The 15,124-nt window shown below is 61.6% G+C and carries 12 protein-coding genes and 2 pseudogenes; 11 read left to right on the top strand and 3 right to left on the bottom strand.

Features of this window, described 5'->3' with window-relative positions; genetic code table 11:
• Positions 1–197: 197 nt before the first annotated feature.
• The 9 genes and pseudogenes from MO767_RS13210 (at position 198) to MO767_RS13250 (ending at position 9,208) form a co-directional block, all read left to right on the top strand.
• Positions 198–1,223 (top strand): ABC transporter ATP-binding protein, encoded by a 1,026-nt coding sequence (locus MO767_RS13210; protein ID WP_282480845.1) that lies wholly within the window; start codon positions 198–200, stop codon positions 1,221–1,223.
• Positions 1,220–2,089, top strand: a complete 870-nt coding sequence (locus tag MO767_RS13215; RefSeq protein WP_282480846.1) for an ABC transporter permease — start codon at positions 1,220–1,222, stop codon at positions 2,087–2,089. Before MO767_RS13210 ends, MO767_RS13215 begins: the two co-directional genes overlap by 4 nt.
• A 6-nt stretch (positions 2,090–2,095) precedes the next feature.
• Positions 2,096–2,890 carry an ABC transporter permease gene (locus MO767_RS13220; RefSeq protein ID WP_008148452.1) on the top strand — a complete coding sequence of 265 codons (795 nt, stop codon included), beginning with the start codon at positions 2,096–2,098 and terminating at the stop codon, positions 2,888–2,890.
• A 7-nt stretch (positions 2,891–2,897) separates the two neighbouring features.
• Positions 2,898–3,188: a (2Fe-2S)-binding protein gene (locus MO767_RS13225; RefSeq protein ID WP_282480847.1), complete on the top strand. Its 291-nt coding sequence runs from the start codon at positions 2,898–2,900 to the stop codon at positions 3,186–3,188.
• A 49-nt stretch (positions 3,189–3,237) separates the two neighbouring features.
• On the top strand, positions 3,238–4,593 hold the full coding sequence (locus MO767_RS13230; RefSeq protein ID WP_282480848.1) for an FAD-dependent oxidoreductase: 1,356 nt from the start codon (positions 3,238–3,240) through the stop codon (positions 4,591–4,593).
• On the top strand, positions 4,590–5,705 hold the full coding sequence (locus MO767_RS13235) for an FAD-dependent oxidoreductase (RefSeq protein WP_282480849.1): 1,116 nt from the start codon (positions 4,590–4,592) through the stop codon (positions 5,703–5,705). Before MO767_RS13230 ends, MO767_RS13235 begins: the two co-directional genes overlap by 4 nt.
• 18 nt (positions 5,706–5,723) lie before the next feature.
• Positions 5,724–6,770 (top strand): ABC transporter substrate-binding protein, encoded by a 1,047-nt coding sequence (locus MO767_RS13240; protein WP_282480850.1) that lies wholly within the window; start codon positions 5,724–5,726, stop codon positions 6,768–6,770.
• Between the two features lie 162 nt (positions 6,771–6,932).
• Positions 6,933–7,795, top strand: a pseudogene (gene zapE, locus MO767_RS13245) (cell division protein ZapE); the annotation flags it as partial.
• Positions 7,796–7,894: 99 nt separating this feature from the next.
• Positions 7,895–9,208, top strand: coding sequence for a leucine-rich repeat-containing protein kinase family protein (locus MO767_RS13250; RefSeq protein ID WP_282480986.1), 1,314 nt, complete (start codon positions 7,895–7,897; stop codon positions 9,206–9,208).
• A 27-nt stretch (positions 9,209–9,235) separates the two neighbouring features.
• Here the strand turns inward: MO767_RS13250 and MO767_RS13255 are convergent, their stop codons facing one another.
• Entirely contained in the window at positions 9,236–9,943 is a 708-nt protein-coding gene (locus tag MO767_RS13255; protein ID WP_282480851.1) for a YebC/PmpR family DNA-binding transcriptional regulator, read from the bottom strand.
• A gap of 232 nt (positions 9,944–10,175) precedes the next feature.
• Between MO767_RS13255 and tssI the strand changes: the two are divergent.
• A pseudogene (gene tssI, locus MO767_RS13260) lies at positions 10,176–11,601 on the top strand (type VI secretion system tip protein TssI/VgrG).
• Positions 11,602–11,668: 67 nt separating this feature from the next.
• Here the strand turns inward: tssI and MO767_RS13265 are convergent.
• A complete protein-coding gene (locus tag MO767_RS13265; protein ID WP_282480852.1) occupies positions 11,669–12,994 on the bottom strand; it encodes an MFS transporter in 1,326 nt (441 codons plus the stop codon).
• 268 nt (positions 12,995–13,262) lie between these two features.
• Between MO767_RS13265 and MO767_RS13270 the strand changes: the two genes are divergently transcribed.
• The gene (locus tag MO767_RS13270) at positions 13,263–14,135 is read left to right on the top strand and encodes a LysR family transcriptional regulator (RefSeq protein WP_056740259.1); all 873 of its coding nucleotides are present in this window, start codon (positions 13,263–13,265) and stop codon (positions 14,133–14,135) included.
• Between the two features lie 100 nt (positions 14,136–14,235).
• Here the strand turns inward: MO767_RS13270 and MO767_RS13275 are convergent, their stop codons facing one another.
• A complete protein-coding gene (locus tag MO767_RS13275; protein WP_282480853.1) occupies positions 14,236–15,099 on the bottom strand; it encodes a LysR substrate-binding domain-containing protein in 864 nt (287 codons plus the stop codon).
• Positions 15,100–15,124 lie beyond the last annotated feature (25 nt).

Below are 15,124 nucleotides of genomic sequence, written 5' to 3' on the forward strand. Positions count from 1 at the left end.
GTCATCGCTTCAGTGAAATAGGCCATTGAGCCCATCCTATTCTTCGTCCTACTCTGCGTCCATACAGGGGCGATTCGAACAACAGCGGCAGCCGACCCAAGTCGAGCGCCAACGCACCCAGCAAGACCTTTCGTATCTGCCCATACAAAAAAGCGCACCTTCGGGCGACGCATAACAATCTCAGGTGGAGCGCAGTTATGGCTTTTGTGCAACTTGAAGGACTCGGCAAACGTTACGGCGAGATCGACGCCGTCGTTGCCACCAACCTCTCGGTCGAGAAAGGCGAGTTCGTCTCGCTGCTCGGCCCCTCTGGATGCGGCAAAACCACCACCCTGCAAATGATCGCCGGCTTCGTCGAAGTCACGAGCGGTCGCATCCTGCTGGACGGTCGCGACATCACCCACGCCAAACCCGCCAGCCGTGGTCTGGGCGTGGTGTTCCAGAGTTACGCGCTGTTCCCGCACATGACCGTGAAAGACAACGTCGCCTTCGGCCTGCGCATGCGCAAAGTGGCCAACGGCGAGTTGCAGCAGCGGGTGGACCGGGTGCTGAAACTGGTGCGCCTCAACCAGCACGCCGAGCGTTACCCGCGAGAACTTTCCGGCGGCCAGCGTCAACGTGTTGCATTGGCTCGGGCCCTGGTGATCGAGCCGCCGGTGCTGCTGCTCGACGAACCGCTGTCCAACCTCGACGCCAACCTGCGCGAAGAGATGCAATTCGAGATCCGCCGCATCCAGCGCGAAGTCGGGATCACCACGCTGATGGTCACCCACGACCAGTCCGAAGCGCTGTCCATCAGCGACCGGGTGGTGGTGATGCAGTCCGGGCGCATCACCCAGATCGACGCGCCCTACACCCTCTACGAACACCCGCGCACCGAGTTCATTTCCGGTTTCGTCGGCAAGGCCAACCTGTTGCCGGGCGAGCGGGACAGTGCTGGCGTCGTTCAGGTGTGCAACCGCGGCGACGGCGAACTGACCCTGAGCCTGCGTCCGGAAAAAATCGATTTGCGCGACGCCGGCCATGGCCGTCTGCAAGGCAACATCGTCAGTCGCTTCTTTCTCGGCAGCCAATGGCTGTACGGCGTGTCGACGACCCTGGGCGAACTCAGCGTAGTACGCCGCAACGACGGTTCGGCACCGCTGACCGAAGGCACGGCGGTCGGCCTCGATTGGGACGCAACGTTGCTGCGGGTACTGAGTGTCGACGAGGTGCCGGCATGAGTACGCTTGTCGCCGTTCGCCAGGGACGCCAGGGTTACTGGCTGTCGGCACCGGCCCTGGCCTTGTACGTCGGCCTGCTGGTTATCCCGCTGCTGCTGACGTTGGTGCTGTCGTTCAACGTCTTCGACTACAGCTCGGGGATCAACGGCGACGCCTACACCCTCGACCACTACAGCAACCTGCTGGGCGACCCGTACTTCTACGAAATCTTTCTGCGCACGATGTGGATAAGTGCCCTGACCACCCTGCTCTGCGTGGTGATCGGCGTGCCCGAGGCCTACATCCTCAGCCGCATGGGCGCACCGTGGCGCTCGATTTTCCTGATTCTGATCCTCACCCCGTTGCTGATTTCGGTGGTGGTGCGCGCCTTCGGCTGGAGCCTGTTACTCGGCGCCGACGGCCTGGTCAACCAGACCCTGCAAGCCTTCGGCGGCTCGCCGATAAAGCTGCTCTACACGCCGTTCGCGGTGGTGATTGCGCTGGTCCACGTGATGCTGCCGTTCATGATCATTCCGGTCTGGACCTCGCTGCAAAAACTCGACCCGGCCGCCGAGCAGGCCGCGATGTCCCTCGGTGCCAGCCACTTCACCGTGATGCGCCAAGTGGTGCTGCCGCAGATCATGCCCGGCGTGCTCTCCGGCACATTGATCGTATTCGGCCTTGCAGCCAGCTCTTTTGCGATTCCCGGTCTGCTCGGCGGACGCCGGATAAAAATGGTCGCCACGCTGATCTACGACCAATACCTGTCGGAGCTCAACTGGCCGATGGGTGCGGCCATCGCCGTGGCCCTGCTGTTGCTCAACCTGCTGATCATGCTGTCGTGGAACCGGATGATCGAAGGCCGCTACAAGAAGTCATTGGGATAACTCGTCATGTCCAAGAACGGTCCTTTCGCCCTGCTGTTCCATACCCTCGTGGTGCTGTTCATGCTGGCGCCGCTGGTGGTGGTTTGCCTTGTGGCCTTCACCCCGGAAAACACCCTGAGCCTGCCAACCACGGAGTTTTCCCTGCGCTGGTTCCGCGCGGTGTTCGAGCGTGCTGACTTTGTCGATGCGTTCTACAACAGCCTGATCCTGGCCTTTTGCGCGGCCAGTCTGGCGACACTGATTGCGGTGCCGGCGGCGTTGGCGATCACTCGTTTCGAATTCCCCGGACGCGACTTTTTAAACGGCCTGTTCCTGTCGCCGATCATCATTCCGCACCTGGTGCTCGGCGTCGCGTTGCTGCGATTGTTTGCGCTGATGGGCGTCAACGGCAGCTTCGCCTGGCTGATCTTCGCCCACGTGCTGGTGATCACACCGTACGTGCTGCGGCTGGTGCTGGCGTCGGCCATCGGCCTGGATCGCAGCGCCGAACACGCCGCGCAATCGCTCGGTGCCGGGCGCTTCACGCTGTTCCGGGAAATTACTTTGCCGATGATTCTGCCGGGGGTCGCCGGTGGCTGGCTGCTGGCGTTCATCAACAGTTTCGATGAGGTCACGCTGTCGATTTTCGTCACCTCGCCGGCCACGCAAACCCTGCCGGTGCGGATGTACGTGTATGCCACCGAATCCATCGATCCGATGATGGCGGCGGTGTCGGCACTGGTGATTGGGTTGACTGCGCTGACGATGATTTTGCTTGACCGGGTCTACGGCCTCGATCGGGTTCTGGTGGGCAAACAATGAGGGCGCCATGGCTCTGCTGAAACGACTGGCCGAAGGCGACCGCCCGGCCCTGGACTTTACCCTCGACGGCGCACCGGCCACCGGCCTGCTCGGCGACACCTTGCTGACGGCGGTGCTGACCTGCAGCGAACACTTGCGCGGCAGCGACTTCAGCGCCGAACCCCGTGCCGGGTTTTGCATGATGGGTGCCTGTCAGGACTGCTGGGTTCGCCTGGGCGATGGCCGGCGAGTGCGCGCCTGCTCGACGCTGCTCGAAGCCGGGCAGCAGATCAGCCGCGAACCGGGGCGCTCCCTATGAATACCTTTCCTCCCATAGGGGTTCAGCGGCGTTCACACATGAGGTGGGTATGAAGTCTGTAGTCATCATCGGTGCCGGTCCGGCCGGTATTCGTGCCGCACAAACCTTGGTCGCCCATGGCGTTCGCCCGGTCCTGCTGGACGAAGCAGCACGCGGTGGCGGGCAGGTTTATCGTCGCCAACCGGCAAACTTCAAGCGTTCGCCGGTCAAGCTGTATGGCTTCGAAGCCGGCAAGGCCAGCGCATTGCATCAGACGATCGACGCGCTGCGCGAGCAACTCGATTACCGTCCTGAAACCCTGGTATGGAACGCTGAAGACGGTGCGCTCGACACCTTGCATGAGGGCCGCGCCGCGCGGCTGGCGTTCTCCCGCGTGATCGTCGCCACGGGCGCCACCGACCGGATTCTGCCCGTGCCGGGCTGGACCCTTCCGGGGGTTTACAGCCTCGGCGCAGCGCAGATCGCCCTCAAGTTCCAAGGCTGCGCCATCGGTGAACGCGTGGTGTTCGCCGGCAGCGGGCCGCTGCTGTACCTGGTGGCGTATCAATACGCCAAGGCCGGCGCGAATGTCGTCGCGGTGCTCGACAGTTCGCCCTTCAGCGCTCAGGCCCGCGCCCTGCCCGGCCTGCTCTCGCAACCGGCCACCCTGGCCAAAGGCATCTATTACCGCAGTTGGCTGACCGCCCACGGCATCCCGGTGCATCAGGGCGCCAGCCTCACAGGCATCAACGGCGAACAGCGTGTGCAATCGCTGACCTGGCGCCACGCCAAGGGCAATCAGCATCTGGAGTGCGACGCCGTCGCCTTCGCCCATGGTCTGCGCAGTGAAACCCAACTTGCCGACCTGCTCGGCTGTGAATTCGCCTGGAACCCGCTCAACCGAGCCTGGCTGCCGCAACGTGACAGCGCCGGTCGCAGCAGTGTCGCCGAGGTTTACCTGGCCGGCGACGGTGCCGGCATCATGGGCGCCGACGCGGCCGAAATGGCCGGTGAACGCGCGGCCCTGGCGTTGCTCGAAGACATCGGTTACCTGATCCCGCCGCAACGTGGGGCGCAATTGGAGCAGGCGCTGGGACGGATCGATACCTTCCGCCAAGGTCTGGAACGGGCCTTCATCTTTCCCGAGAACTGGGCCGCCGATGCCCCGAATGACGTGATGATCTGCCGCTGCGAAGAAGTGCGCGCCGGCGACATCCGCCAAGTGGTGCGCGAGGGCCATTGGGAGATCAACCGGGTCAAGGCGCATTGCCGGGTCGGCATGGGCCGCTGCCAGGGACGGATGTGTGGCGCCGCCGCCGCGGAAATCATTGCCTGCGAAAGCCAGCGCTGCGTGTCCGACATCGGCAGGCTTCGAGCTCAGGCCCCCATCAAACCCCTGCCGTTTGGTCTGGAGCTCGAGTCATGATCGAAGTCGATGCCGTCATCATTGGCGGCGGTATTGTCGGTGCCTCCGCCGCGCTGTTTCTGAGTAAGGCCGGACGTCGCGTTGCACTGCTAGAGCGGGACTTCTGTGGCTCGCATTCCAGCGGCGTGAACTACGGCGGCGTACGACGCCAGGGGCGACCGCTGTCGCAACTGCCGCTGTCGCAACGGGCCCACGACATCTGGGTGCAACTGCCGCAGCTGATTGGCATCGACGGTGAGTATCAGCGCAGCGGCCACCTGAAACTGGCCCGCAGCCTCAACGATCTGCACGCCTTGCAAGACTATGCCGCCAGCAGTCGGGGTTTTGGCCTCGATTTGCAGGTACTCGAGCGCGCTGAGTTACGCGCACGTTTTCCGTGGGTCGGTGAGGTGGCGGTCGGTGCCTCGTTTTGCCCCGATGACGGTCACGCCAACCCGCGACTGGTTTCCCCGGCGTTTGCCCTGGCGGCGCGTCGGCACGGCGCACAGGTCCATGAACAATGCGCGGTTACGGCGGTGGAACACGACGGTCAGCGCTTTCGCGTCAGCACGCAAAACGGTCTGGAGTTGCAGGCGCCCTGGCTGCTGAATTGCGCCGGAGCCTGGGCCGGCAGCCTGGCAGAACAGTTCGGTGAGGGGGTGCCGATGCACGCCGGGCACCCGGCCATGCTGGTCACCGAGCCCTTGCCGCTGGTGATGAATGCCAGCACCGGGGTCGAAGGCGGCGGTATCTATGCCCGTCAAGTCGCGCGCGGCAATTGCGTGTTGGGTGGCGGTCAGGGTTTTGCTCTCGACGGTGCCCGCGCCCGGCCGGGCCAGCACGCGGTCATCGAGATCCTGCGTCAGGCCGTCGAGCTTTATCCGTTTCTTGAAGGCGCCCAGGCGATTCGCACCTGGAGCGGCACCGAAGGTTACCTGCCCGATCGCCAACCGGTGATCGGCCACAGTGGCACTCAACCCGGTCTGTTGCACGCGTTCGGCTTTGCCGGTGCGGGCTTTCAGATAGGCCCCGCGGTGGGCCAGGCGCTCACCGAAATCATCTGCAGCGGCGCCGCAAAAACGTCGCTGGATGCGTTTTCCATCACCCGGTTTCACTCCATCTCCGTTGCTTGATAGAGGAAGGTCGCGCCAATGAATAACGTCAAACGCACTGCACTGCTCGGTTTCTCCTGTCTGACCGCCCTGCTCACGGTCACCCAGGCCCAGGCCGAACCGACGCTTTACCTGGGCATGAACGGCGGGACCATGGAGCGGCTCTACGCCGACAAGGTGCTGCCGGTTTTCGAGAAGGCCAATAACGTCAAAGTGGTGATCGTGCCCGGCACCTCCGCCGATATTCTGGCCAAGGTCCAGGCCAGCAAAGGCAACCCGCAGATGCACGTGATGTTCCTCGACGACGGCATCATGTACCGCGCCATCGCCATGGGGCTGTGCGACAAACTCGAAGACAGCGCACCGCTGGCGCAGATTCCGGCCAAGGGCCGCATCAAGGATCAAGCGGTGGCGGTCAGCCTCGGCGTGACCGGGCTGGCGTACAACACGCGCCTGTTCAAGGAGAAAGGCTGGACCGCGCCAACCTCGTGGATGGACATGGCCGACCCGCGCTACAAGGACAAACTGGTGTTCCAGTCGATGGCGTCCTCGACCTTCGGCTTGCATGGGTTTTTGATGTTCAACCGGATTCAGGGCGGCAGCGAAACCAACGTCGAGCCAGGCTTCAAGGCTTGGCCGAACACCGTCGGGCGCAACGTGCTGGAGTACATTCCAAGTTCGGCGAAGATTTCCGAAATGCTTCAGACCGACGAAGCCGCGCTGTTCCCGCTGACGCCGACCCAGGTCACCGCCCTGAAACTCAAGGGTATGCCGGTGGAGTATGCGCAACCGAAGGAAGGCGCCGTGGTGCTCAACGTGGCCGAATGTGCCATCGCCAACAACACTCAGCCGGAACTGGCGCAGAAACTCGCCGCCTTCTTGCTGACACCTGAAGCGCAGGCCGCCGCGCTTGAAGACGGCGACCAGATCCCGTCCAACCCCAATACCCCGACCACCGACAAGACTCGCGGTCAGGTCGAGGCGATGAAGCAGTACCTGACCACGGCCATTGCGATCGATTGGGATCAGGTCAACGAACAGCGCCCGGCATGGAATGCACGGTGGAATCGCAGTATCGAGCGCTAACTTCCGGCATAGCGCTATCTATGTAGCAGCTGCCGAACGCAGCCTCGCAGGCTCGGCAGCTGCTACAGGTCGACACAACTGTAATGAAAATTCCCCCTCTGGTTACACTATGCCGCCGCTCGGGGAGCCGGCATGAAGATTACGGGGTGACCTCACAGTGGTAGTTCGACCTTGTCGGGCACTTCGACAAAAACGCTCCCCGGCCTTTACCTTCACGACACCGTGGGTCGCGGCAAGAGCTGGCTGCTCGACGGGTTTTTCCAGGCGCTTCCCATCGCGGGAAAACAGCGCCTGCATTTTCATGAGTTTTTTGCGCAACTACACCAAGGAATGTTCACTCTTCGCGATCACCCCGATGCGCTGGAAACCACCCTTGATGAACAACTGCGCGATTGCCGGGTGCTGTGTTTCGATGAGTTTCACGTCCATGACATCGGCGACGCGATGCTCATTACCCGGCTGTTCAAGGCTCTGTTCCGCCGAGGCATCCTGCTGCTGCTCACTTCCAACTACCCACCGGAAGGACTACTGCCCAACCCGCTGTACCACGCGCGTTTCAAGCCGGTGATCGACCTTATCAACGCTCGCATGCAGGTCATGGAGGTCGGCGGTCCCCACGACTACCGCAGTCAAGTCAGAACCCATGCCCAGCAGCTGTTTACCCAGGGAGAGTACGTCTGGCCGGTCACGCTGGCGCAGCGTCAGTCGTTGAACCGGCCCGAACGCGACGCACCGGCCATTCAACTGGCCGTCGGGACACGCAACCTTCCGGCCCGACACTGCGAAGGGCGAACCATCGGTTTCACCTTCGGCGACCTGTGTGACCAACCCACCTCGGTCATGGATTACCTGGAGCTGTGCCGACGTTTCGATCACTGGTTCATCGATGAACTGCCCAACCTCGCCGATTGTTCAATCGCCGCCCAGCAGCGCTTCATCAATCTGGTCGACGTCCTGTACGACCAGGACAAGCACCTGATCTGCTCGGCCAGCAGTCTTTGCGCGAAAGCCTGGGCGGTGATGCAAGTCAGGGATCCGGTCTGACACGTCCCCGGCCTTTGCCGGTATCATGTCGCCCGTTTCCAGGCCTCCGCGCCGTCCTCTCGATCAAAGTGAATCTGTTAATGGATACCCTTGCCCAACTACGCGCCGGTCAACTGTCGGGCATTACCCGCCTGGACCTCTCCGGCGGCCTGACGGAGTTTCCGCGAGAAATTTTAGACCTGGCGGACTCGCTGGAAGTCCTCAACCTCAGCGGCAATGCCTTGAGCAGTCTGCCGGACGACTTGCACCGACTGACCCGTTTGCGCGTGCTGTTCTGCTCGGACAATCTGTTCACCGAACTGCCCGACTGCCTGGGCCAATGCGCCGCACTGACAATGGTCGCCTTCAAGGCCAACCGCATCGAGCGCGTGCCAGGCGCGGCCCTGCCACCGATGCTGCGCTGGCTGATCCTGACCGATAACTGCATCACTGAGTTGCCGGCCGAGCTGGGGGAACGCCCGCACCTGCAAAAACTCATGCTTGCCGGCAACCGCTTGCAACGTTTGCCGCAGAGCTTGCGTCATTGCCATCGACTCGAACTGATCCGTATCGCCGCCAACCAGTTGAGCGAGTTACCCGAGTGGCTGCTGTCCCTGCCGAGCCTGACATGGCTGGCGTACGCCGGTAATCCGCTGGAGACCGAAGGCGATGCCGCCGCCCTCGAAGCCACGCCTCGCATTCCCTGGTCTGAACTGCGTCTGGAGCAGCAACTGGGCGAAGGCGCCTCAGGAGTGATTCATCGGGCAATGTGGGATCGACCGGGCCAAGCGGCCATTCCGGTCGCCGTCAAACTCTACAAAGGCGAAATGACCAGCGATGGCTCGCCGTTGCACGAGATGAACGCCTGCATCACCGCCGGTAGTCACCCCAACCTGATCCGGGTTGAAGGGCGAGTCGTCGGGCATCCAGAAGCCCAAGCCGGGCTGGTGATGCAATTGATCGATCCGAGCTATCGCAATCTGGCCGGGCTGCCGAGCCTGGCGTCATGTACCCGCGACGTTTACGCCAATGACACCCGGTTCAGCGCTGGCGTGGCATTGCGCATCGCCTGTGGCGTCGCCTCGGCAGCCGAGCATTTGCACCAGCATGGCATCACCCACGGCGACCTCTACGGCCACAACATTTTGTGGAACGAGCACGGTGATTGCCTGCTGGGGGATTTTGGTGCGGCGTCTTTCCATGCCACCTCGGACAACCTTGAAAGCCGTGCGATGCAACGGATCGAGGTACGGGCGTTTGGTGTTTTGCTGGGGGAATTGTTGGAGCGGATCGACTCGGGGTTGAGCGATGAGAGTCGTGTGCAGCTGGAGGCATTGCAGCAGCGCTGCTGTCAGTCGCAGGTGCTGGCGCGACCGGGATTCAGCGAGATTGTGCGAGCCTTGGAGAATCGGTGACCGCTTTGCGGTCACCGAAGTAACGGTTTAACCCGTCAACCCGACAAACATGTCCTGCACGTCATCGTGGTTATCGAGGCCTTCGAGGAAGGCTTCGACTTCAGCCATCTGCTCATCGCTCAGACCGCTGACCGGGTTTTTCGGCTGATAACCCAGCTTGGCCGACAACACGGTGAAACCTTGCTCGGGCAGGGCTTTCTGCACGGCATCCAGGTCCGCAGGCTCGGTCAGGAACAGGGTCGCGCCCTCTTCTTCGCCCGGTTCGAAATCCTGGGCGCCGGCTTCGATGGCAGCCATTTCCGGATCGGCGTCAGGGCTGTCCGGGGACGCCTCAATCATGCCGACATGGTTGAAGTCCCACGCGACCGAACCGGAAGCACCCAATTGGCCCTTGCGGAACGCGACGCGGATTTCAGCGACGGTGCGGTTGATGTTGTCGGTTACGCATTCGACGATCAGCGGCACCTGGTGCGGAGCGAAACCCTCGTAAGTCACGCGATGGTACTGAACGGTCTCACCCAGCAGGCCCGCGCCTTTTTTGATGGCGCGATCCAGGGTTTCCTTGGGCATCGAAGCTTTTTTTGCCTGTTCGACCACCAGACGCAGGTGTGCGTTGGTAGTGACATCAGCACCGTTACGGGCAGCGATGGTGATTTCTTTTACCAGTTTGCCGAAGATCTTGCCCTTGGCGTTAGATGCCGCTTCTTTGTGTTTAACCTTCCACTGTGCGCCCATTACTCACTCTCTTGATCTATGGCGCCGAGACATCTATTGGCCGACGCATGGCGCAAGTTTATACGCCCTAAAGTTGGCAATCGACCAAAAAATCCACCCTGTTCACCCGCATGACCAATCGACATCTTCACCGGTGGTTGTAGGGCGATTCTGAAACTTCGATTTGCGGTGACCATAAAGGGCTGTGGTTTCGTACCCTCTGCGCCCGTATTCCATGGCAGAAGCGCGTTCGATGCACAACGACAAGGAAAGTCCCTTCACCCTGACACTTCTCAACGGCGATTTGAGTTTGCAGGTGTTGCAGTTCAGTGGCCGAGAAGCCCTCAACCAGTCCTATCGATTCGACATCGAAGTGATCGGCCTCGCACCGGCCATGAACCTCGACCGATTGCTGCAACAGCCGGTGTACCTCAGCCTGATGGAAAGCCAGGGTATTCACGGCGTACTTCACAGTGCCAGTCGCGAGCATCGCGGCCCCCACCGGATCGGCTACAAACTGGTGCTGGTGCCCTACCTTCAATGGCTCGACAGACAGCGTTCACACCGAGTCTTTCATCACCTCAGCGTACCGATGATCCTGCGCCAACTGCTGGAGGAACATGATGTGCCCGAGGGGAGCTATCGCTTCGAATTGTCCAACGGACACTATCCTCTCCGACCTTTTTGCATTCAGTACGAGGAGAGCGATCTGGCATTGCTGCAACGGCTGTGCGAAGAAGAAGGCATTCACTATCACTTCGAACATCAGCGCGACGGGCATGTGCTGGTCCTGGCGGATGACAGCCTGAGTTTCCCCCAGGAACCGGTCCTTACACCTTTCCAGGGCAACGTGCCCGAAGACAAGTGACGAGCCGGTGATCAGTGAGTTGTTCCAGCGCCATGACTCGCCGCCCTTGCCCTCAACACTGCCGGCCAGAAACCGTGGTTCGCAAAACCCCGACGAGGGCGCGGCCAACCACGCGTTCAGCCAACCATTGCCGGTGATGGCACGTGTCGCGGCCGAGCACGTCCATCGCGATCAACTGAGCCGGCGACAACTGGAACGTCTGCGTTGCCAGCACCTGCAGATCCACGGTCAAAGCAACCAGAGCGCACTGAGCAGCGCACGGATAGTGCAAGTGTCAGAACATCCACTGCCGAATTTCAACAATCAATGGCTGCTCACCGAAACCCGACATCAGGGGCAACAACCTTCGATTCTTGCCACCGACAAACCCGTCACTGTCCGCCATTACTGCAATCAGTTCACCGCCATTCCCTGGTCAACGGTCTTCAGGCCCGCGCTCAAACAGACCAGGCCGAGCATTCCGGGTTATCAACCTGCCCGGGTGCTGGGCCCTGCCGGGCAACCGGCGGCGCTGGATGATCGAGGTCGAATACAGGTCAGGCTGTGGCCGACAGCGGAAGCGGATCCGCTTGAATCTACCGGTCTCTGGCTACCGCTCGCCCTTGCAGCGCCGGACGGTCGGATTGACCCGTCCAGCCTGCCAAAGGCCGGCAGCGACGTCCTCATCAGTTTTCTCGACAGCGACCCGGACCGGCCGGTGCTGTGCGTGGGCATGGGTCATCACCCACGCACTCGGCCAGTTCCCGAGCCACGCCGCGATAGCCACTTGCTGCTCGACTGGCTGGTCAATCGCTCGGACCTCACGCGCTGACACTCAGCCCTTGTCGGCCTTGGCCGCCAGCGCCTGTTCCAGCCATAGAGGTCTCATGGGTCAATCCTTAAGTACGCAGAGGTTTTACGCTGATCGGTTGGTTAGGCACGAAGGCGCTTTCGGCACGCAGGCCAGCCGGGCGGCTGTTCCAGTGCGGGATCAGCACCAGGGCCGAGAACATCGCGCAGCCGGCGAAGACGATGAACACGGTGACCGAGTCGAAGTAGCCCGGCAGCAATCCGCCGAGAATCGCCCCGACCGAGCCGCAACCGTTGACGAAACCGGCCGCTGTGGCGCCCGCCCTGGCGGTGCCGAAATCGATCGCGGCCGCGCCGCTGATCATCGAGTCCGGTCCGTACAGGGTAAGGCCCATGACAAACAGCAGCGCCACCACCAGCATCACGCTGCCGGTATGCAGGGCACCCATGAACAAGGCCAGGGTCACGGTCAACGCCAACAGGCTGAGCACACACGCCGGCATGCGCCGGGCGCCGAACAGTTTGTCTGAAGCCAGACCCAGCAGAATTGGTCCGAGCAACCCGGCCAGTTCAAACGAGGTCGGAATGATCGCCGCGCCGACCTTGCCCACTGAGGGCATCTGCTCGAAGACGATCACCGGCCCCCAGAGCAGAATCGCGTATCGCGCCGGCTTCAGCAGAAAATATGCGAGGCCCAGAACCAGCACGGTGCGGTTGCGCAGAATTTCTTTTAACGGTTCCAGCATGCTGATCTTGCTTTGCGCGTCGGCCTCTTGCGCCGTCAGTTCTGGCTCCGGTTCCACCGCCGGCAAGCCAACGTCTTCGGGTTTGTTGCGCTGAAAAATAAAAAACAGCACGGCGACCAGCCCAACCACCGCCGCACTGGAAAAGAACGCCGCATGCCAGGTGCCGATCAGCGTATACGCCCACCAGCCAGCGAACGGCGAAGCCACCAACCCACCAAAGGCGTAGCAGGAACTCCACAACCCCAGCACCCGCCCGCGCTGTTCAGAGGGAAAGAAGCTACCGAGGTTCTTGCACAGCCCGGACCAGCCAGTGGACTGAGCAAACCCTTGAATCAACATGCAGGTAGCGAAGATTGGCAACGTCGCGAAACTGCCCATCACCAAGGCTGCTGCCGCTGAAATCAACAACCCGCCAAATACGACGACCCTTGGGCCAAAGCGGTCGGCCAGGATGCCCCAGGTGAATTGCCCGATGGCGTAAGCCGTGAGGTAGATGGCGTCGAGGTTGGCCATGGCCATTTTGTCGAGCATGAAGGTGGGGTCTTCGGCGATCCCCAGTTTTGCCACGGAAAAAGCTTTGCGGGTGAAGTAGAAAGCGGCGTAAGCGAGCCAGGTGATCGCGAAGATCTGCACGCGCCAACGCTTGATAGTGCCGATGTGCTTGTTCATGGTGGTTCTGACCTCAGGGTGTGAGTGTGCCGGCAGAAATTGAGAAATCACGCCTGTTTTTTTATTGTTGAGCACTTCGATATCGCAGCGTCCCTGAGGCGATATCGGTCAGATGAGTCCTGCTGTTGCACGCACAGGCTCATGGCCGCCGACGCTGTTCGACTGACCAGTCACCGGGGCTGAGGTGGATAAAAACAATTACTGATTAATAAGTGAAATCGATTTATCGTATTTCCAATATAAGCTCAGCTTGTTACTGGAGGTTTCGATGTCGGTTTCCCACGCCCAGCTCAAAGCCTTCCACGCCGTGGCCGTGCACGGAAGCTTTACCAAAGCCGCCGAGCGGCTATTCCTCACCCAACCGGCGATTTCCGACCAAGTGCGCAAGCTCGAAGAGCGTTTCGGTGTGCTGCTGTTCCATCGCAATAAACGCTCGGTCCGGCTGACGGATCTGGGCGAGCGTTTGCTGAGCATTACCCAGCGATTGTTCGTTATCGAGGCCGAGGCGCAGGAGCTCTTGCATGACTCCAGGGCCTTGCAAACTGGCAGCCTGATTCTCGCGGTGGATGCGCCAGTGCACGTGTTGCCGCAGATTGCTCGCTTTTGTGAGCGCTACCCCGGCATCAGCGTGAAGATCGAAACCGGCAACACCGACGAATCGCTGTTTCGGCTGTTCAACTATCAGGCCGACCTGGCGTTGCTGGGCCGGGAGGTGAGTGACGAACGTCTGATCTCGTTGCCGCTGCGCAACGACCCGATGGTGGCGTTCGTTTCGCGCAATCATCCGTGGGCCGACCGTGAATCGATTTGCCTCGCGGATCTGGATGACACGCCATTGGTGCTGCGTGAAATCGGCTCGGTGACGCGCCAGACGCTGGAAGAAGAAATGGCTCAGGCAGGCTTTCGCATTCGCCCGGCGATTCAGGTTGAAGGTCGGGAAGCGGCGCGTGAGGCGGTGGTGGTGGGGATTGGTGTTGGCGTTGTTTCAGCTGCCGAGTTCGGCGCGGATTCGAGGGTTTGCGCGTTGCCTATTACCGACTGCAAACGACGACTGACCGAGACGCTGGTGTGCTTGCGCGAACAGAGTTCGCGGCGGGTGGTGGCGACGTTTCTGGAGATGGTTCGCGAGAGTTTGGTGTAAGCAGGTCCGGCCCCTTCGCGAGCAAGCTCGCTCCCACAGGGATTTTGTGAACGCTGGAGACCCCCTGTGTGCGAGCTTGCTCGCGATGGGCGCACCTCGGTTACAGGACGGGCGCCAACTCGAAAAACGCCTGTATCAAGCGCAAATCCCGTCGTCGTTCCATGCACCCGATCATGTGCCGATTAACCAACCCTTCACCAAGAATCGGCACCGCCGTCACCCTCGGGTCGTGGCTGACCTCCACCGACGACACCACGCCAACCCCCAGCTCTGCGGCGACGGCTTCGGTCACCGCCTCGCGACTGTCCAGCTCAAGCAACACCCGTGGACTGACGAACGCCGCCGCGCACGCCTCGTCGAAGGTGCGCCGGGTGATCGAAGTTGGCTCGCGCAACACCATGATCACCTGATCCAGCGCCTTGAGCGGCACCCCCTTCGGCATCTGCGCCCAGGGATGACCGTCGGGCACCAGCGCACAAATCCGTGATTCGCTCAGGTCTTGCAAATGCAGACCCTTGCGCGGCTCGACCTCGGTCAGCACCGCCACGTCGGCATGCTCGGACAACAACGCCGCCAGGGTTTCCTGAGCATTGCCCAGCCGCAGGTTCACGGTAATACCGGGATACCGCGCCCGCAAACTGGCGAGCATCGGCATGACCATGTGCGGCCCATCCGCCGCCACCTCCAGACGCCCGGTCAGCAACTGCCGGTTAGCCTCAAGCATCACCTGCGCTTCTTCAACCAGACCGAACATTGCCCGGGTGATCGCGGCCAGTTTGGTGCCCTCCTCCGTCAGCTCCACCCGTCGTGCGGTGCGCCGCAACAGGGTGATCTGGTAATGCTCCTCCAGCGCCTTGATGTGTCCGGTGACCGCCGGTTGGCTGATGAACAGTCGCGCAGCGGCCCGGGTGAAGCTGCCCTCACGGGCCACGGCGTCGAAGGCGCGGAGCTGGAACAGGTTCATGAATAACCCTCACTGATGGCTGGCA

Origin of the sequence: Pseudomonas sp. UYIF39, assembly GCF_029963765.1 — a bacterium.
Taxonomy (GTDB): Bacteria; Pseudomonadota; Gammaproteobacteria; order Pseudomonadales; family Pseudomonadaceae; genus Aquipseudomonas.